The 18,366-nt window shown below is 71.4% G+C and carries 15 protein-coding genes; 8 read left to right on the top strand and 7 right to left on the bottom strand.

Annotated elements, in window-relative coordinates; translation table 11 throughout:
- Nucleotides 1–12: 12 nt before the first annotated feature.
- A complete protein-coding gene (locus ITJ60_RS00385; RefSeq protein WP_194646319.1) occupies nucleotides 13–621 on the bottom strand; it encodes a dTDP-4-dehydrorhamnose 3,5-epimerase family protein in 609 nt (202 codons plus the stop codon).
- A 129-nt stretch (nucleotides 622–750) separates the two neighbouring features.
- On the opposite strand from ITJ60_RS00385, the gene ITJ60_RS00390 reads away from it, so the two are divergent.
- From ITJ60_RS00390 to ITJ60_RS00410, 5 genes are all read left to right on the top strand, one after another.
- Entirely contained in the window at nucleotides 751–1,692 is a 942-nt protein-coding gene (locus ITJ60_RS00390; RefSeq protein ID WP_138803750.1) for a glycosyltransferase family 2 protein, read from the top strand.
- Entirely contained in the window at nucleotides 1,682–4,681 is a 3,000-nt protein-coding gene (locus ITJ60_RS00395) for a hypothetical protein (protein ID WP_194646320.1), read from the top strand. The genes ITJ60_RS00390 and ITJ60_RS00395 overlap by 11 nt, the downstream gene beginning before the upstream one ends.
- Nucleotides 4,678–5,664, top strand: a complete 987-nt coding sequence (rfbB, locus tag ITJ60_RS00400; protein WP_159573664.1) for a dTDP-glucose 4,6-dehydratase — start codon at nucleotides 4,678–4,680, stop codon at nucleotides 5,662–5,664. The genes ITJ60_RS00395 and rfbB overlap by 4 nt, the downstream gene beginning before the upstream one ends.
- Complete coding sequence (gene rfbD / locus ITJ60_RS00405) at nucleotides 5,661–6,512, top strand: dTDP-4-dehydrorhamnose reductase (protein ID WP_194646321.1); 852 nt, start codon at nucleotides 5,661–5,663, stop codon at nucleotides 6,510–6,512. Before rfbB ends, rfbD begins: the two co-directional genes overlap by 4 nt.
- A 190-nt stretch (nucleotides 6,513–6,702) precedes the next feature.
- Nucleotides 6,703–7,845 carry a glycosyltransferase family 4 protein gene (locus ITJ60_RS00410; RefSeq protein ID WP_159573666.1) on the top strand — a complete coding sequence of 381 codons (1,143 nt, stop codon included), beginning with the start codon at nucleotides 6,703–6,705 and terminating at the stop codon, nucleotides 7,843–7,845.
- 11 nt (nucleotides 7,846–7,856) lie between these two features.
- On the opposite strand, the gene ITJ60_RS00415 is transcribed toward ITJ60_RS00410, so the two are convergent.
- The 5 genes from ITJ60_RS00415 to ITJ60_RS00435 form a co-directional block, all read right to left on the bottom strand.
- Nucleotides 7,857–8,612, bottom strand: a complete 756-nt coding sequence (locus ITJ60_RS00415; protein WP_159573667.1) for a glycoside hydrolase family 16 protein — start codon at nucleotides 8,610–8,612, stop codon at nucleotides 7,857–7,859.
- Between the two features lie 294 nt (nucleotides 8,613–8,906).
- Nucleotides 8,907–9,374 (bottom strand): 5-(carboxyamino)imidazole ribonucleotide mutase, encoded by a 468-nt coding sequence (purE, locus tag ITJ60_RS00420; RefSeq protein WP_228505476.1) that lies wholly within the window; start codon nucleotides 9,372–9,374, stop codon nucleotides 8,907–8,909.
- 54 nt (nucleotides 9,375–9,428) lie between these two features.
- On the bottom strand, nucleotides 9,429–10,571 hold the full coding sequence (locus tag ITJ60_RS00425; RefSeq protein ID WP_194646322.1) for a hypothetical protein: 1,143 nt from the start codon (nucleotides 10,569–10,571) through the stop codon (nucleotides 9,429–9,431).
- An 85-nt stretch (nucleotides 10,572–10,656) separates the two neighbouring features.
- On the bottom strand, nucleotides 10,657–12,318 hold the full coding sequence (locus ITJ60_RS00430) for a glycoside hydrolase family 6 protein (RefSeq protein WP_194646323.1): 1,662 nt from the start codon (nucleotides 12,316–12,318) through the stop codon (nucleotides 10,657–10,659).
- 274 nt (nucleotides 12,319–12,592) lie between these two features.
- The gene (locus ITJ60_RS00435; RefSeq protein ID WP_159573670.1) at nucleotides 12,593–13,729 is read right to left on the bottom strand and encodes a 5-(carboxyamino)imidazole ribonucleotide synthase; all 1,137 of its coding nucleotides are present in this window, start codon (nucleotides 13,727–13,729) and stop codon (nucleotides 12,593–12,595) included.
- Between the two features lie 113 nt (nucleotides 13,730–13,842).
- On the opposite strand from ITJ60_RS00435, the gene ITJ60_RS00440 reads away from it, so the two are divergent.
- Entirely contained in the window at nucleotides 13,843–14,313 is a 471-nt protein-coding gene (locus ITJ60_RS00440; RefSeq protein WP_194646324.1) for a GtrA family protein, read from the top strand.
- A 10-nt stretch (nucleotides 14,314–14,323) separates the two neighbouring features.
- Nucleotides 14,324–15,895: a DUF2142 domain-containing protein gene (locus ITJ60_RS00445; RefSeq protein ID WP_194646325.1), complete on the top strand. Its 1,572-nt coding sequence runs from the start codon at nucleotides 14,324–14,326 to the stop codon at nucleotides 15,893–15,895.
- A gap of 7 nt (nucleotides 15,896–15,902) precedes the next feature.
- Here ITJ60_RS00445 and ITJ60_RS00450 read toward each other — a convergent pair whose 3' ends face one another.
- On the bottom strand, nucleotides 15,903–16,934 hold the full coding sequence (locus ITJ60_RS00450) for a lysylphosphatidylglycerol synthase domain-containing protein (RefSeq protein WP_194646326.1): 1,032 nt from the start codon (nucleotides 16,932–16,934) through the stop codon (nucleotides 15,903–15,905).
- Nucleotides 16,935–17,039: 105 nt separating this feature from the next.
- Here ITJ60_RS00450 and ITJ60_RS00455 point away from each other — a divergent pair, with 105 nt between their 5' ends.
- Nucleotides 17,040–18,278 (top strand): acyltransferase family protein, encoded by a 1,239-nt coding sequence (locus tag ITJ60_RS00455; RefSeq protein WP_159573674.1) that lies wholly within the window; start codon nucleotides 17,040–17,042, stop codon nucleotides 18,276–18,278.
- The last annotated feature ends 88 nt before the right edge of the window (nucleotides 18,279–18,366 follow it).

Raw genomic sequence — 18,366 nt, forward strand, 5'->3', positions numbered from 1 at the left:
TTCCTTACTTCGTTACTTCGTCGTGCGGAGGGACTCGGTGTAGGCGACGCACTCTTCGTACGTCGGCAGCAGACCGGCGGCCGCGGCCGCTTCGAGCGTCGGGGCGCTGGTGTCCTTCTCGGACAGCACCGGGTCACCGATGCCGTCCGGCAGCGCGAGTCCGACGGTCGGGTCGAGGATCGTGATCCCCTTCTCTCGCTCGGGGTCGTAGAGCGCGCTGACCAGGTAGTTCACGGTCGACTGGTCCTCGAGCGCGACGATCGCGTGGCCGAGGCCCTCGGACAGGTACACGGCCTTGCGGTCGACGTCGTCGATGCGGACCGAGTCCCACTGCCCGAACGTCGGCGAACCGACGCGGATGTCGACGATGTAGTCGATGAAGGCGCCGCGGACGGCGGTCACGTACTTCGCCTGGCTCGGGGCGACGAGGGCGTAGTGGATCCCGCGGGCGACGCCGGCCGACGAGATCGACATGTTCACCTGGCGGAGGTCCAGCGGGTGGCCGACCGTCTCTTCGAGGACGTCGGCGCGGTACGCCTCGAGGAAGGCTCCTCGTGCGTCGCCGTGCTGGACGGGCGTGAACTCCCACGCGCCGGGGATCTTGAGTTCGCGGATCTGCACTGCTGCACCCTACCAAGCCGCCCGGACACCCACCGGCGGCAGGCCGGACCTGCACCGATCCCTGCGGTCGCATAGGCTGTCCTGGCCTCGCGCACCTGCCGGAACCCAGAAACGAGACACTGCGTACCCGTGAAGCTCTTCATCCAGATCCCCTGCCTCAACGAGGAGAACACCCTCGCGAGCGTCCTCGACTCCATCCCACGGCAGATCGACGGCATCGACGAGATCGAGGTCCTCGTCATCAACGACGGCAGCACGGACCGCACCGTCGAGGTGGCGAAGGAGCACGGTGTGCGGCACTTCGTGCACCACACCACGAACATGGGTCTCGCCCGGTCGTTCCGCGACGGGGTGGACTACGCCCTGCTCCACGGCGCCGACATCGTCGTGAACACCGACGGCGACAACCAGTACCCCCAGGCGCAGATCGCCGAGCTCGTGCAGCCGATCCTCCGCCAGGAAGCCGAGATCGTCATCGGCGACCGCCAGACGCGCACGATCGAGCACTTCTCCGGGTTCAAGAAGCTCATGCAGCGCTTCGGCTCCTGGGTGGCGTCGCGCGCAGCCGGACTCGACCTGCCCGACGCGGCGAGCGGCTTCCGTGCCTACTCGAAGTACTCGCTCATCCGTCTGAACATCGTGACGCGCTTCAGCTACTGCATGGAGACCATCGTGCAGGCCGGGTACAAGCGTCTGGCGATCGCCTCGATCCCGATCACGACGAACCCGAAGACCCGCGAGTCGCGGCTGTTCAGCAACATCTGGCAGCACATGTTCCAGTCCGGGTCCGCCATCGCCCGCGTGTACCTGATGTACCGCCCGATGGCGCTGTTCGCCTGGGTCGCCGCGATCCTCGGTGCGCTCGGCGCCTGGCCGCTCGTCCGCTACCTGGTGCTCCTCGCCATGCACACGGGCGGGAACCACCTGCAGTCGATCATCCTCGGCGTGGTCCTGCTCATCACCGCCCTGTTGGCGGTCGTGATCGGGGTCGTCGCCGACCTGACGCGACTGAACCGCACCCTGGCCGAGGAACAGCTCGACCTGCAGAAGCTGCAGCGGTATGGCGACTGAGCGCGTGGCGGACCGCCTCGACCGACGGACCCGCTTCGCGCTCTGGCTCCGCCGTCCCCAGGGATGGGTGGAGATCGTCGCATGGGCAGCGCTGGTGGCGTTCGTGGTGTTCACGATCGGGCCCGCGCTCATCGGCCACGGCACCTTCCTGAACACCGGCCTGCTCAACCGGTACACGCCGTGGGGTGAGTCCTTCGAGACCACCACGGGGTCGACCAACATCCTGACGAGCGACACGCTGGACAGCGTGTTCCCGCAGACCACGCTGCTGGTGCGGAGCGCACACGAGGGCGTGTTCGCCGCGTGGAACCCGTTCGTCGCCGGTGGCGTCGAACTCGGCGGGGTGCCGAACTCCGGCGCGTGGTCGCCGTTGTCGCTGCCGTGGTGGATCCTGCCGTTCAGCTACGCGCCGGGTGCGGTGAAGCTGCTCGAGATCGTGGCCGTCACCGTCGGCATGTCGCTCCTGCTGCGCCGGTGGAGCGTCCCACGAGCCGCCTGGCCGATCGCCTCGCTGGTCTTCGCCTCGTCTGGCTTCATGGTGGCGTGGTCGAACTGGCCGCAGACCCGCGTCGCCGCGTTCATCCCCCTGCTCTTCTGGGCCATCGACCGTGCCGCGGTCGAGCTCCGGGCGCGCGACGTCATCGGCGTCGGGGCCGTCGTGGCCTCGATGCTGCTCGGCGGCTTCCCCGCCGTGGTCGGCTACGGCCTCTTCGTCGGCGGGATCTTCTTCCTGGCCCGCACGATCGTCGCCCACCGTGCGCTGCGGGGCGTGGTCCTCAGCGGACTGATCGCCGTGGGCGGCATCGTCTTCGGCCTGCTGCTCTCGGCGTGGCAACTCCTGCCCTTCGCGATCAGCGCCTCGAACGTCGTCGACTTCGGCGGCCGTGGACAGCACGGCGGGAGCGGACTCGGGTCGCGGCCGATGGTCACGTCGTGGATCCCCGACGTCTCGTTCCTCGGCAGCTCCGGTGCCGCGTGGAGCAACCGCAACCCGGTCGAGGAGTACTCCTACATCGGCATCGCCGCGGTCGTGCTCATCGCCGCCGCGGTGCTCATCCGTCCGGCCACGAGCCAGCTGTCGGCCGACCGAGGCGTCCTCGCCCGCCGTCGCACCCGTGGTGTCCTGACGATCGTCGCCGCGATGCTGGCCTTCAGCGTCGTGCTCGTGTTCCTCGGCGGCCCGATCCTCGCCGCGGCCCGGGAACTCCCCGTCTTCGACAGCAACCCGATCGGTCGCGCCCGCGTGGTCGTCGGGTTCTTCGCAGCGGCACTCGCCGGCATCGGCTTCGGTCGCGTCGTCGAGCCGGAGACCCTGCGTGACGAACTCGCCCGCTTCCGTGCCGCGAGCCCGCTCCGCCGGACCGGCCGGATCGTCGCGATCGTCCTCGTCGTGCTGTTCACGCTGTCCATCGGGCTGCAGACGATGCTCGCGCTCGAGGCGGTCCCGACCGAGTACGTCCACCAGACCAAGGTCGAGGCCCTGACGGTCGGCATCATCGGCGCCGCCGTGGGTGTCGCCGTGCTGCTCGCCTGGTTCTTCCGGTCGCGCGTGGTCCACGTCCTGGTGTCCGTCGCGATCGCCGCGATGGTCGTCGTCCCCGCGATCTCGGCCACGCAGAAGTGGTGGCCGATCGCGTCGCTCTCGACCTTCTACCCGACGACGCCGGCGCTCGCGTACCTGCAGCAGAACGTCTCCGACCAGGAGCGCTACGCCACCACCGGCAGTGCCACGCTGCCCGGCTCGGCCACGTACTACGGGATCCGCTCGGTCACGGGGCACGCGTTCCAGACCAAGGAGTGGAAGCAGCTCATGCGGTCGCTCGACCCGGACACGTACCCGACCGCCACGTACCTGAGCTTCTCGCCCAACCTGATCCCGTCGCTCGTCGAGTCGCCGATCCTCGACCGCGTCGCGACGAAGTACCTCGTCGCCGACCCCTCGGCACCGCTCGCCGGGACCACCGAGGACGGCGACTCCCAGACGAAGTGGTCCGACCTCACCGCGGACAACCCGTCGGTCGACTCGGCGACGAACAGCGGACCGCTCAACGGCATCACGATCACCGGCCCCCCGGCGCTGACGACGTCGAAGGGCGGCATGACCATGACGGTCGCGGTGATCGCCGACGGCACCGGCAAGACGCTGGCGAAGACCGAGAGCTGGGTGCCGGCGCTCGGCGGCGGACGGAACATCGCCCTGCCCGGCTCGGACATCCCCGCGGACACGAAGTGGCACGTCCGCATCACGATCACGGGGCAGTCGAAGCTCGTGCCGATCGGCACCGACGACGACGGCCACGCGGTGATGAGCATCACCCGACCGGTCTCCGGCGACGGCGTGTCCGTCGTGCACACGGGCGACGCCACCGTCTACGAGCGTGACTCGGCGCTCGACCGGGTGCGGTGGGCGTCGGACCAGCAGGTCGTGACCACGGCCGCCGACCGGATCCGCACGCTCGCGGACCCGTCACTGCCCGACGACACGGTCGTCCTGAACCGCACGCCCGACCACACGGCCGGGGGCGGCGACGCCACCGTCGACCTGCAGGACGGCGACACGAACGAGACCGTGGCGGGCGTCGACGCGTCCGCGGGTGGCTGGCTCGTCGTGGCCGACTCGGTGCTGCGCCCCGGCTGGAGCGCCACGGTGGACGGCGAACCCAGCGACCTCGTCACGGCGGACAACGCCGGTGGCGCGGTCTGGGTGCCGAAGGGCCAGCACACCGTCCGCCTGCACTACGCGGTCCCCCGCGCAGCGATCGGCGGCCTGGTCACCGGCGGCGCGATCCTGGTGGCCGTCGCGGCCTCGGTGCTCGTGTCCGTGTCCGTCCGGCGCCGACGACGACGCCGACCGGCAGACCCCGGCGACGGCCCGGTCACCGGTCCCGACGGCGACGCGACGGACGGTCCCGACGACCGTTCGGCCGACACCCTAGAATCAGCAGTCGATCCAACGCCAACGGCAACGCAAAGGAACCAGACCACGTGAAGATCCTCGTCACCGGCGGAGCCGGATTCATCGGCTCGAACTTCGTCCGTCGCACCCTGCAGGACGCCTACCCCGGCCTGGAGGGCGCCGAGGTCGTCGTCTACGACGCCCTCACCTACTCCGGCAACGAGGCGAACCTCGCCCCGGTCGCGGACTCCCCCCGCTACACCTTCGTGCACGGCGACATCCGCGACGCCGCGAAGCTCGACGAGGTCGTCCCCACGGTCGACGCGATCGTGCACTTCGCCGCCGAGTCCCACGTCGACCGATCGGTCCGCGACTCCGGCATCTTCGTCGAGACGAACGTCGTCGGTACCCAGCGTCTGCTCGACGCCGCGCTCCGCCACGGCACCGAGCGCTTCGTGCACGTCTCCACCGACGAGGTCTACGGCTCCATCAGCGAGGGTTCGTGGGACGAGGAGCGCCCGCTCGAACCGAACTCGCCGTACTCGGCGTCGAAGGCCGGCAGCGACCTGCTCGCCCGCAGCTACCACCGCACCCACGGGCTGAACCTGTCGATCACGCGGTGCTCGAACAACTACGGGCCGTACCACTTCCCCGAGAAGGTCATCCCGCTGTTCGTCACGAACCTCATCGACGACGTGCACGTCCCGCTCTACGGCGAGGGCAACAACATCCGCGACTGGCTGCACGTCGACGACCACACCCGCGGCATCGCGATGGTCCTGACCCGCGGCCGCGCCGGCGAGATCTACAACATCGGTGGCGGCACCGAGCTCACCAACAAGGAGCTCACGCAGCTGCTGCTCGACGCCACCGGCAAGGACTGGTCGTACGTCGACCGCGTCGCCGACCGGCTCGGGCACGACCTGCGCTACTCGGTCGACATCTCGAAGATCCAGGCCGAGCTCGGCTACGAGCCGCAGGTCCCCTTCGAGCAGGGCCTGGCCGACGTCGTGCAGTGGTACCGCGACAACCGTTCGTGGTGGGAGCCGCTCAAGGAGCGCGCAGCGATCGCATGACCAGGTACCTCATCACCGGCGCCGCCGGCATGCTCGGCCGTGACCTCCAGGCCGCGCTCGCCGGCCGCGACGTCACGGCACGCTCGCGCGCCGAGCTCGACATCACCGACCCGGCCGCGGTGGACGCCGCCGTCGCCGGGCACGACGTCGTGATCAACTCCGCCGCGTACACGAAGGTCGACGACGCCGAGGACCACGAGGACGACGCCTTCGCCGTCAACGCGACCGGCCCGAAGCTCCTGGCCGAGGCCGCGGTCCGCCACGGTGCGAAGCTCGTCACGGTGTCGACGGACTACGTCTTCGACGGCAACGGCACCGCCCCGTACGCCGAGGACGCGCCGACCGACCCGATCAACGCCTACGGCCGCACCAAGGCCGCGGGCGAGGCGTTCGTGCGCGAGATCGCTCCGGACACGTCGTACGTCGTCCGCACCGCCTGGATCTACGGTGCGCACGGGCCGAACTTCGCCGCGACGATGCTCCGGCTGGCCGGCTCGCACGACACCGTGAGCGTCGTCACCGACCAGGTCGGTCAGCCGACGTGGACCGGCGACCTCGCCGCGCGGATCGTCGAGCTCGTCGACGGGGACGCCCCCGCTGGCGTCTACCACGGCACGAACGCCGGGCAGGGGTCGTGGTTCGACTTCACCCGCGCCATCTACTCCGAGCTCGGGCTCGACCCCGAGCGCGTCCTGCCGACGGACAGCGCGGCGTTCGTCCGTCCGGCGCCGCGCCCGGCGTACAGCGTGCTCGGACACGACGGCTGGTCGCGCGCCGGCCTCGCGCCGATGCGCGACTGGCGTGAGGCGCTGCGCGCCGCGGTGGCCGCAGGAGCGTTGACGACGTAGGCACGGCAGTCGACCGGGAGGCCCGGATCACGTCCGCCGCGTCGCGGACGTGATCCGGGCCTCCCGTCTCGGTCCCCTGCCGCACCCCGCCGGCGGCGCTCAGGGGCCGGCCCGCCCGCCCTGGTAGGGTCGGGCAGCCGGGCGCCGGGCCGGTCCTCGGCCCCATCACCACGACGAGGAGACCAGCACCATGACCACCCTCCACGTCCTCGTCGACCAGGTCGTCGCCCCCGTTCCGGGCGGCATCGGGCGGTACGCCGAAGAGCTCGCCCGGCACCTCGTCGCCAACGCGCCGACCGGCTGCGACGTGGCCGGGGTCGTGTCGGCGGTCGGCTCCGACGAGATGGCCCACCTGCGCACGCTGCTGCCCGGTCTGTCCGACCTGCAACGTCTGCCGCTGGCCCGCCGTGAACTCTCGCTCGCGTGGCAGGGCGGCTTCGTCGGTGGCATCGCGAAGGGCATGGTGCACGCGCCGAGCGTCCTCGCTCCCCTGGTCAAGCACGACCGCTTCCAGGACCCGGGCCGGCAGACCGTCGTCACCGTGCACGACACCGTGCCGTGGACGAACCCCGAGACCCTGACGCCCCGCGGCGTCCACTTCCACAAGGCGATGGTGAAGCGCGCGTGGAAGCACGCCGATGCCGTCGTCGTGCCCACCCACGCGGTCGCGAGCGCGCTGAACGAGATCCACCGGTTCGACGACCGACTCCGGGTCATCGGCGGCGCCCCGAGCGGTCGGCTGCGGCTGCCCGTCGACGCCGACCTGCGCGCCGAGCGTCTCGGCCTGCCGGACCGCTACGTACTGGCCGTCGGCACGCTCGAACCGCGCAAGGCGCTCGGGTCCCTGATCGAGGCGCTCGCGCACCCCGACGCCCCCGCCGACATCCCGCTCGTCATCTCCGGCCCGGACGGCTGGGGCGACGTCGACGTGTACGGCACCGCCGAACGCGCCGGGCTCGCCCGCGACCGGGTGAAGGTGCTCGGACGGATCGACGACGCCGACCTCGCCGTGGTCTACGACCGAGCCACGGTGTTCGTGTTCCCGAGCCTCGCCGAGGGGTTCGGGCTACCCGTGATCGAGGCGATGAGCTTCGGGACCCCGGTCATCCACTCCGACGACCCCGCCGTGGCCGAGGTCGCGTCGGACGCCGGCGTGACCGTCGCACGGAGCCCGCGGGACTCCTACCCGGAACGGATCGCGCAGGCGGTCTACCAGGTGGTCAACGACCCCATGCTGGCCGGGCAGCTCGCCGTCGCCGGACCCGACCGGGCCCGCATGTACGACTGGAGCGACTCGGCCGCCGAGACCTGGCAGCTGCACGCCGACCTCTGACGCCTCGGGCGTCAGCCCTTGTAGGCGTAGGTGGCGACCCAGTCGATGCACAGGTGCCCGGTGGCGCCCCAGTTGCCCACCTGGAACATGTAGCGGTGCGCGGTCTTCGGCACGTGCTTGGTGATCTTCTTGATCACCTTGCCGTCGAGGCGGTAGCTGACGGACTTCCCCGGCACCCAGTCGATCGAGTAGGTGTGCCAGGAGCGCCACGTGACGCCGGTGCTCATGCTCGTCGCGTTGGCCTCTTGCCCGGGCGTCATCGAGTGGTGGTGCAGCATCGGCTTCTGGTCGAAGTTCGCCTCGGGGTAGTCGATCTCGCCGTCCGACCACTTGTCCGACGAGGGCCACAGCATGAAGGCCGCGCCGTTCCCGTTGCCGCCGAGGGCCTTGGCGCGGACGATGAACTTCCCGCCCTTGTGTCCCCATGCCCCGGTCGGGGTGCCGAAGGTCCCGGCGGAGCCGTGCTTGCCGTCCAGCTTCACGTCCATGTACCCGTCGTGCGCGCTGATCTGCGCGCCCGAGTAGTACATCCCCCCGGTGCCGTCCGGGTAGGGCTGCCACGACTTCGCGTAGGTCTTCGCGAACACGCCGTTGGCGGCCGCAGGGGTGTTGAAGTTCTCGCGGAAGGTGAGCTTGAACGCCCCGACGTCCGCGGTCGGTGCCGAGCTGGCGGACGCTGCGGTCCCCGACCCGAACGGTCCTGCGACGAGCACGGCGCCGAGGAGCACGACGGTGAGCGCGGCCCGCTTGGTTGCGTGTTGCTGCATGAGCTGTCACTCCCTGACGTGACGGTTCGCACCCGTTCCCGTGGGTGCCGGGTGGCCGGATCTCGACCACCCGCCGTTCACCGTAGTTGCGAAGTGCAGCCCGCGCGCGGGGTTGACAGCGCCGACGTATCCCCAGTACGCGGGGGTTGCAGAACGGTCCGTCCACGCCGAGAAAGTGCTGATCAGCACCGTGTTGCGTCCCCCGTTCTGGGGAGGAGCGCAGCAGCCTCTGGTGTGCTGCGGAGACGCCGTCTGTCGCTGCGGTGTGCTGCGGAGACGCCGTCGTGCGGGTCCCTAGAGGGAGTCGCGCAGACGCGCAGCCTTCTCCTCGACGAGTCGCTCGAGGCCGTCGGCGTAGTCGGTCAGGCGAGCTGCGACCGCGGGCTCCGAGGTGCCGATGATCCGCGCGGCGAGCAGTCCGGCGTTCGCGGCACCGTTGATGGCCATCGTCGCCACCGGGATGCCGGCCGGCATCTGCACGATCGACAGCAGCGAGTCGAGGCCGTCGAGCCGTGCGAGCTGCACGGGGACGCCGATCACGGGCAGCGTGGTCATCGACGCCACCATGCCCGGCAGGTGCGCGGCGCCACCGGCACCGGCGATCACGACGCGGATGCCACGCTCGGCGGCGCCGCGGGCGAACCGGGTCATCTTGTCGGGCGTGCGGTGCGCCGACACGACGTCCGCCTCGAACGGGATGCCGAGCTCGGCGAGGATGTCGGCCGCGGCACGCATCGTCGGCCAGTCGGAGTCCGACCCCATGATGATCGAGACGAGCGGCTGGACGGGTGCGTCGGTGTCGGTCACGCGACGAGCCTAGCCGAGCAGCACGCGGCGCCAGGCGTCGTCGTCGCGGCCGATCGTGCGCTCCTCGGTGACCCACCGGACGGCCCGGTCATCGGCCGTCCCGCGCTCGACGGCGGCGCGCACCGCATCGCGCCAGGCCCCGACGTCGTCCGGCACCGCGACGGCGCCGTGGGCTCGTGCCACGGCGTACGAAGGCCGGTCGGAGACCACCGCGGGCAGGCCGAGCGCGGTGTACTCCAGGAACTTCAGGTCGCTCTTGGCGCGGTTGAACTCCTCGTCGCGGAGGGGCGCGACGCCGGCCCGCCAACGCTCGCGGTGCGCCACGAGCCAGCGGGAGAACGCCGGGTAGTGGCCGTCCGGCACCTCCACACGGCGGAACCAGTCGGCGCCGCCCTCGTCGGTGACCCCGATGACCTCGAGCCGGATCGGTGTGCCGTCGGCGGTGGCCAGGTCGGTGAAGACGTCGCGCAGCAGTTCGAGGTCGGCCGCGTGGGTGAGCGTGCCCATGTAGAGCACCCGGTGCTCGTCGTGCGGGCGCTCGTCGTCGTCCTCGGTCGCTCCGGGTGTCCAGAGTCCGGGGTCGAGGGCGTTCGGTACCACCGTGACCTCGCGCGCGACCGGACGCACGACGTCGGCGAGTTCCGGCGTGCTCACCACGACCACGTCGGCGCCGCGGACCAGTGCGTCGATCGAGGCGAGGCGGTCCGGGTCGTACTCGGCCCGCGACAACCGCTCGCGTCCGGAGTCGGTGAAGAAGTCGTCGTCGACCTCTGCGACGACGCGGATCCCCCGTGCTGCGGCCACGTCGAGGAACGTCTGCACCGCGTCGCGCGGCAGGTTGTCCCGCTGGACGATGACCGCGGTGTACGGGGTCGTGTCCGTCCCGTCGACGAACGCGCCGGGGTCGACCTGCCGGACCCGCGCGGTACCGCTCGCGGCCAGGTGTTCGGTCCGCCGGACGACCCGCACGTGGGCGGACGCGGGGTGCGCGCCGCCGCCGCCCGCGACGACGTAGCCCAGGACCGGCAGCGGTGTGGGCACGGGCACGGCGACTCGCGGCCCGGGTGCGGTGGCGGCGGGTGCGGTGGCGGGTGCGCCCATGACGGCTCGGCGCAGTCGGCGAGCGGCCCGGCGGACGAGATCACGCGGCATGCGCCCATCATCCCGCACGGAGCGACCTCGCCACGCCGGACCGTCAGCGCCGCACCGTCAGCGCGGCACCGTCAGCGCCGCACCGTCAGCGCCGCCCGACCGTCACCGTCCGGCAGGCACCCACGAGCCGGTCCGCCCCGAGCCCCACGTTCCGGGCGACCGCGCAGACCTTGTGCTTGCCCGCCGTGACAGACACCGTGCCGGCGAACCCGTGCGCAGCACCGGCACCCCAGGTCCGGTCGACGTCGGCGCGCGTCCGGCCCGCTGACAACGACTGCACCCGCCGTCCGTCGACGCTGACCACCACCGAGGTCGCGGTCGTCACGGCGTCGCCGTCGAACGCCCAGCCGCGCAGGGCCACACCGCCGGACACCGCCTGCACCGACTCGAGGGAGCCGTACGGATCGTGCCGGAAGGCGCGGACGGTGGCGCACCCGAGCGTGGTGTCCGAGCCGGCGCCGATGTTGACCGCGGTCACGCAGACCCGGCGAGCGCCGGCAGCAGCGGGGACGACGGCCTCGAAGCCGTGGGTCGCCCCGACACCAGCGGCCGCGTCGACGTCGCTGCGGCGGAGTCCGGCGGTCACGGCTCCCGCGGCGACGCCGTCGACCGTGGCGCGGACCCGGACGGGCTGGGTGGGGTCGTCCTCGTCGAAGGCCCAACCCCGGACCCGGACACCACCACCGGTGCCGGCGACCACCTCGAGCGATCCCTGCGGAGCGAGGTCGGCCGCGGGGACTCCGAGGCGGGCGTTCGCGACCAGCGCCTGGGCGTAGGAGGACCACCACTTGCCCGCGGCCGGGGCGCCGTTGCAGGTGCCGTCGCTCGCGCCGGGGGTCTTCACCCACAGCAGGGCGTCGAGTGCGGTGCCGTCGGCGACGACCCGGGGCGAGGTGCCGAGTCCGGCGCCGGGACCGTTGCACCAGGTCCCGCGCCAGCCCTGTCCGTTCCGCGAGGTGTCGATCACGTAGTGCGAGCCACCGGTCGCAGCGGACACCTTCTGCGCGTAGGCCTGCTCCTGGGCGGTCGGGTAGTAGTTGGCGACGTTCGTGAAGAACCCGCGGGCCTGCTGCACGCCCGCGCTGTCCAGCCGGGCCGCCATGGTCGCCGGCGGCACCCAGTTCGAGTTGCCGGCGTCCAGGTACGCGGGCACCCCGGCGGCGGTGAGCCCGGCGACGGTGCGGGAGAGGATCCGGTAGCGCTGGTCGTCGAGCGTGGTGCTGCACTTCGCGTTGCTGAGCATCGCGAGGGAGTCCGGCTCGACGATCACGGCGGCGCGGTGCCCAGTGAGCGCGGCGGTCACCTGGTCGACCCAGGCGTCGTAGGAGGATTCCGAGAACCCGCCGGCGGAGTACCCGCCGCAGTCCCGGTCCGGGATCGCGTACAACACGAACACCGGGGTGGTGCCGGAGTCGTCGGCGCCGGTGACCGCAGCGCTGATCGTCTTGGTCAACTGGGCGCCCTGGGTCCACTCGCCGAGCCAGGTCGCCACGGGGTACCGCGCGATCGTCGAGGCTGCGGCGGCACCGGCGGGGTCCGCGGTGGCGAGCGCGGTGGCCGCCTTGGCTGCTTCGCTCGTGGGTGACCGGTACGGACCGGCACCGTACAGCGACGCAGCCGATGCGGACCGGATCGTCGTGGCGGACGTGGCAGCGGACGCGCCGCTCACCGGCAGCAGCGCGCCGGCGAGGGCGGTGAGTGCGACGGCGGTGCCGCAGACGACAGCACGGCGCGGACGGCGGCGCATGGACACACTCCTCGGACGGTCGACCCCTGACCGGTCCATGGGAACACGGGCCGCTGCCGGTCACCACCCGCCAGTGCGGGTGCCACCCGAGCGGGTGTCGGCAGTCCTGGGGACGCACCTGCGCCCTGGACGCGACCCGCAGACGGACGGGAGGCCCGTGGCGGCGTGGCCACGGGCCTCCCCCCACCGGCACGGCCGGACCACCGCTGGCGCGTCGCTCCGGTACCGGCGGCGTGGGCCCAGTCCGTCATCCGCCCGGTCGACGGACCCGGTGTCAGTCGTCGAAGTGCGCCGCCGCGGCGCGCGCCCGGTAGACGACGTCGTCGACGTCGTCGCCGATCACCGTGACGTGGCCGATCTTCCGACCGGGGCGCGGTGCCTTGCCGTAGAAGTGGTACTTCGCCTCGGGGAACGCTTCGAGCGCGGCCGGGTAGCGGGCGGCGAGGTCGCCGTCGGCCGGTCCGCCGAGCACGTTGACCATCACGGCGGCCCGGGCGAACGACCCGGTGGCACCGAGCGGCAGGTCGAGGACGGCGCGCAGGTGCTGCTCGAACTGGCTCGTCGTCGCGCCGTCGATCGTCCAGTGGCCGGTGTTGTGCGGTCGCATCGCGAGTTCGTTGATGAGGATGCGCTCGTCGGCGGTCTGGAACAACTCGACGGCCAGGACCCCGGTGACCCCGAGCTCCTCGGCGATGCGGACCGCGATCGACTCCGTCACGTCGGCGATGCGTCCGGCGCTGTCGGGCGCGGGGGCGATGACCTCGGCGCAGACCCCGTCGCGCTGCACGGTCTCGACCAGCGGCCACGCGACGACCTGGCCGGAGGGGCGACGGGCGACGGACTGCGCGAGCTCGCGGGTGAACGGCACGAGCTCCTCGGCGAGCAGCGCCTGCCCGCCGCCGGCCTCGGCGACCGCGATGAACCAGTCGTCGACGTCCGAGGGGTCCGACACGACCCGGACGCCCTTGCCGTCGTAGCCACCGCGGGGCGTCTTCACGACCGCGCGGCCGCCGTGCTCGTCGAGGAACGCGCGGAGTTCGTCGGGGTCGTGCACCGCGGCCCAGTCCGGCACCGGGAGACCGAGTTCGCTGAGCTTCGAGCGCATCGTGATCTTGTCCTGCGCGACGGCCAGCGGGCCCGGGCCGGGGCGGACCGCCACACCGGCGTCGACCAGGGCGCGCAGGACGTCCTGCGGCACGTGCTCGTGGTCGAACGTGACGACGTCGACCTCGCGGGCGAACGCCAGCACGGTCTCGACGTCGTGGTAGTCGCCCTCGGCCGTGGCGGCGATCGCGGCCGACATGCCCGGCCCCTCGGCGAGCACCCGGATGTCGATCCCCAGCTCGACGGCCGCCGGCACCATCATCCGTGCCAGCTGTCCTCCGCCGATGACCCCGACGCGCAACGCCATGCTGTGTGATCCTTCCGGCGTTCACACCGACCGGGGTGAACGCGTTGTCTACAATCGCTGTTCGGGTCGCACTGTGCACGACCCGCGACAACTCTACGGATCCTGGAGGGCACGTGCGGCGCCTCATTGCCCAGCTGGCACGCTTCGGCGTGGTCGGCGCCGTCGGCTTCGTCGTCGACACCACGGTGTTCAACGTCCTGCGCATCACCGTCCTGAACCCCGACGACGTGCACTCCGGGCCGTTCTTGGCGAAGGTCATCTCGACCGTGGTCGCCATCTTCGTGAACTGGATGGGCAACCGGTACTGGACGTTCCGTGAGCAGCGCCGTGCGGTCGCGACGCGGGAGGGCGTCGAGTTCGTCGTCGTCTCGCTCGGCGGCATGGTCATCGCGCTCGCGTGCCTCGGGGTGTCCCACTACGCGATGGGACTCACCTCGGTCTTCGCCGACAACGTCGCGAACATCGTCGGCCTCGTGCTCGGCACGGTGTTCCGCTTCTGGCTCTACAAGGTGTGGGTGTACCACCCCGAACGCACCGCCACGGTGCCCGCGGCCGCGGACGTCGCACGTCAGGACGCGCTCTAGGATCGATCGGGTGACGGCCCACGAGACCACCACCCGCACCCGCGACAGCACCCCGACCACCGCGCCACCCCGCACCGCTCGCTGGGAGCGTGTGGCGATCGCGGTCGTCACCGCCACCTTCGGCCTGTGGCTCGTCGCCTGGGCGCTGGTCGTGCCGGTCTTCCAAGCTCCGGACGAGACCGCCCACATCGACGCCGCCGTGCACGTCGCACTCGGCGACGCCTGGGCCGCCCCCGGTGCGTTGCACGTCACGAACGCCGTCGAGGCCGCGAAGACCGAGCTGGCCACGAAGCCGTCCAGCCAGTGGTCGACCGTCAGCGAGCTGCTGCAGAACGCTCCCGGACCGTCCGCGACCGTGAACCAGATGACCCAGCACCCGCCGACCGCCTACCTCGCCGGTGCCGCCGTGCTCCGGGCCGTGGACTTCGGCGACCTGCGCTGGGACCGGGCGTTCATCGCGCTCCGACTCGCCGACGTCCTGGCCGTCACCGCACTCCCCCTGCTCGCGTGGGCATCCGTCCGCCGGGTGACCCGTTCCCCGCGCGCCGCGCTCGTCGGCGGGCTCGCGGTGTTCGCGACGCCCGAGCTCGCGTCCATCGGGTCATCGTTCTCGAACGACGCCCCCGTGCTGCTCGTCGCCGGCGTCGTCGTCTGGCTCGCCACCCGGCTGTTGACCGGCGACACCCGGTGGCGCACCACGATCGCCCTGGCGGCGGTCCTCGGTGCCCTGGTCTGGATCAAGGGGACTGGCCTGCCCGCGGTGCCGTTCGTCGCCGTCGTCGTGCTCTTCGCCGGTGCCGGGGTGCTGTCCCTGCGGCAACGGGTGGTGCGCACCGTCGTCGCGATGGCCGTCTCTGGGGGCATCGGCGCCTGGTGGTGGGTCCACAACTGGTTCGCCTACGGCCGGATCCAGCCGAACGGCTACGCGTCCATGCGGCCGCCGAAGGACTTCCCACCGGGCGAGCACCCGACCCTGGGACACTTCCTCGACGTCAGTTGGGGAACCCTGGCACGCACGTTCTGGGGCAGCTTCGGTGCACGGGCACAGGTGAGCATGGGCGACCTGCTCACCGCCGTCCTGACGATCATCGTCCTGGTCGTCCTGGTCGGCTGGGCGTTCCGGCGTGGCCCGGACCTGCGGGTGGCCCTGTGCCTGGCGGTGTTCCCGGCACTGCTCATCGGCATCCAGAACGAGACGAGCGCGGGCGCGTACCTCCGGACGACCGAGGTCGCCGCCACCCAGGGCCGCTACTACTTCCCCGCGATCCTGTGCCTGATCGTGCTGAGCGCCCTGGCCTGGCGTCGCCTGGTACCCGCCGGACGCGCACGCTCGTGGGTCGCGGTGGCCCTGGCCGTCCTGCTGCCCGCCGTGGGCGTGTACGGGTTCGCGGTGGCGTCGGCGTGGTTCTGGAACGCCGCCCTGTTCCCGGTGACGGGCCGCGGGCTGCTCCGCTACTCCGAGATCGGGCCGGTGCCGCCAGCGGTGCTCGTGGTCGTGGTCGTGCTGGTGGCCGTCGGCCTGGTCACGTCGGTCGTCCAGGTCGCCCGTGCCGACCGTCGGGTGGCCGTGCCCGCGTCGTGACCTGGCGTCACGCGGCGGGGGCGCTGCCCTCCACCGCGGACGGGTCGTCGGTCGGGCGGCCGCGGCGGAACCAGGTCGGTGCTGCGGCGCAGAGCAGGAACAGCCCGTCGACCGCCAGGCTCCAGACGCGAGTGACGACGACCACGACGAGGGCGATGGGCACCGGCATCACGATGGCGAGGAGCAGCGCCTGCACGCCCTCGCGGACGCCGAGGCCACCGGGGGCGAACACGGCGAGCATGCTGATCGCCGAGGCCATGCTCGCGGCACCGATCACGAACGCTGCGTCACTGAGCTGGAGCGTCGGGTAGACCGCCAGCGTGATGAAGTAGTAGGCGGTGCCCGACAGGATCGCACCGGCGACGTACAGCCCGGCGCCGCCGAGCACCGTGCCGAGGTTCGGACGGACGTCGGCCTCGAGCGGCTTGCGGCGCAGGATCTTCAGCGCGATGCCGATCAGGAAGACGAAGACCCGCGGGATCAGGCAGACGACGCAGCCGACGAACGCGGCGACCATGAGCGCGATGAGCCACGGGTCGAGCGCGTGCGTGCGGGGGTCGATGAGCAGCAGCACGAGCGCCAGGGCGAGGGTGGCGGCGATCTGCAGCGCACCCTCGAGCAGGCCGCTGACGCCGAGCCGGGCCTTCGAGACACCGTGCTTCGAGGCGAAGTAGACCTTGCCGATGATCCAGGTCGCGGCCCCGGGGATGTAGCGGCCCATCCAGGACTTCGCGTACACGTAGGTGAGCGTCACGCCGGAGCCCTTGAGGCCGGTCGCGCCGAGCCGTCGCAGCAGGTAGAACCAGATGCCGACGCCCCAGTAGCGGAACCCGAGGCTGATCAGCGTCGCCACGACGACCCAGGACCACTGCCAGTCCAGGCCGGCGAGCTGGCCCCAGTCGACGCTGCGGACGTAGAGCACGAGGAAGACCGCGAGGAGCACGTAGAAGGCGATCGGGACCGCCTTGACGAGGAACCGTCGCCAGGACGGCGGACGCTTCCCCTCGGGGGCCGGGGCGTCGCTGGTGGTTCCTGACAAACGGGTCTCCTGCCGGTGCTGCTGAGCTCAGGTCATGCTAGCCGCTCCGGTGTGTGCGAAACTTGCCGCCGACACGACCGACCGAACACCGACACGAGGATGCCGTTGCCCAACCAGCCACGGGAGAGCGCCCGACTCGAGTTCACGTACCTCGACGGGCTTCGAGGACTCGCAGCCTTCGCCGTCGTGTTCCACCACACGTACCTGTTCACCGGCCTGACCGACGCCGCGAAGACGGACATGCCGTGGATGCGTCCGATCATCGGGTGGGGCTACCTCGGTGTCCCACTGTTCATCGTGCTGTCCGGCTACGTGCTCATGCTGCCGGTGATGACCCGCTCCGACGGCTACCGCGTGCCCGGCGGCTTCTGGAAGTTCATCTGGCGACGTGCCCGACGGATCCTCCCGCCCTACTGGGCGGCGCTCGTGCTCTTCGCCGTGGTGGTCCTGTTCGTACCGGTGATGCACAACCCGAACGGCACGCAGTGGGACACGAAGCTCCCGATGGGGTGGGGCGCGTTCCTGACGCACCTGTTCCTGGTGCACGACTTCTTCCCGACGTACATCGGCAAGATCAACGGGCCGATGTGGAGCGTCGCGATCGAGTGGCAGATCTACTTCCTCATGGCGCTGCTCATCCTGCCGATGTGGCGCCTGCTCGGCGGATGGGTGACGACCTCGGTCCTCGTCGCGGCCGGACTCTGGATGGGCGTCGAGAACCGGTACGCCTCGATGCACCCGTGGTTCGTGGGGCTCTTCGCCATCGGCATGCTCGCGGCGGCGATCACCGTACGGGCCCGCGACGCGCACCTCGAGGGACGACTCCGGTTCCTCGCGCCGCGGTGGACCGGCTGGGTGACCGGCACCCTCGTCGTCGCGGCGACCGCGGCGATGGTCCTGATGTTCGCCTCGCGTCGTCTGTACTTCCAGCAGCAGACCTGGCCGTCGGAGATCGCCATCGGCGTGCTCTCCGGGATCGTCCTCACGTGGCTCGGCGTGGCCGCCGTCACGGGCCACCACACCTGGTTCTCGCGGTTCCTCGCCTGGAGGCCGTTCGTCCTCGCAGGACTCGTCTCGTACTCGGTCTACCTCTTCCACAGCCCCTTGCTGGCGTTCGGCAACCTGCTCCTGCTGCCCCTGGGGCTCTCGACGAAGTGGCAGTTCCTCGTCATGGTCGTCGTCGTGGTGCCCGTGACGATCGCACTCTGCGTCGGCTTCTGGTGGCTGGTCGAGCGGAACTTCCTCAACCAGCGGCAGCGTCACGCCGCCGCCGAGGTCGCCTCGCGGGAGCCGATCCCCACCGTCGAGACCGTCCAGCCGGTGCGCGAGTCCAGCGTGCGCTGAGCGGCCAGGCCCCGCGACTCGGCGGCTACCATGGCTCGGACGCGACGTGGGCGACAGGGCTCCACGCATCTCGACGAGGAAGACGAGA

It is taken from the genome of Curtobacterium sp. VKM Ac-2884, assembly GCF_015350945.1.
Lineage (GTDB): Bacteria > Actinomycetota > Actinomycetes > Actinomycetales > Microbacteriaceae > Curtobacterium.

Coding starts and splice junctions, on each gene's coding strand:
- ITJ60_RS00395 (WP_194646320.1), top strand. CDS start 1,682: ATGGCGACTGAGCGCGTGGCGGACCGCCTCGACCGACGGACCCGCTTC.
- rfbD (WP_194646321.1), top strand. CDS start 5,661: ATGACCAGGTACCTCATCACCGGCGCCGCCGGCATGCTCGGCCGTGAC.
- ITJ60_RS00410 (WP_159573666.1), top strand. CDS start 6,703: ATGACCACCCTCCACGTCCTCGTCGACCAGGTCGTCGCCCCCGTTCCG.
- ITJ60_RS00415 (WP_159573667.1), bottom strand. CDS start 8,612: ATGCAGCAACACGCAACCAAGCGGGCCGCGCTCACCGTCGTGCTCCTC.
- purE (WP_228505476.1), bottom strand. CDS start 9,374: ATGGGGTCGGACTCCGACTGGCCGACGATGCGTGCCGCGGCCGACATC.
- ITJ60_RS00425 (WP_194646322.1), bottom strand. CDS start 10,571: ATGCCGCGTGATCTCGTCCGCCGGGCCGCTCGCCGACTGCGCCGAGCC.
- ITJ60_RS00430 (WP_194646323.1), bottom strand. CDS start 12,318: ATGCGCCGCCGTCCGCGCCGTGCTGTCGTCTGCGGCACCGCCGTCGCA.
- ITJ60_RS00435 (WP_159573670.1), bottom strand. CDS start 13,729: ATGGCGTTGCGCGTCGGGGTCATCGGCGGAGGACAGCTGGCACGGATG.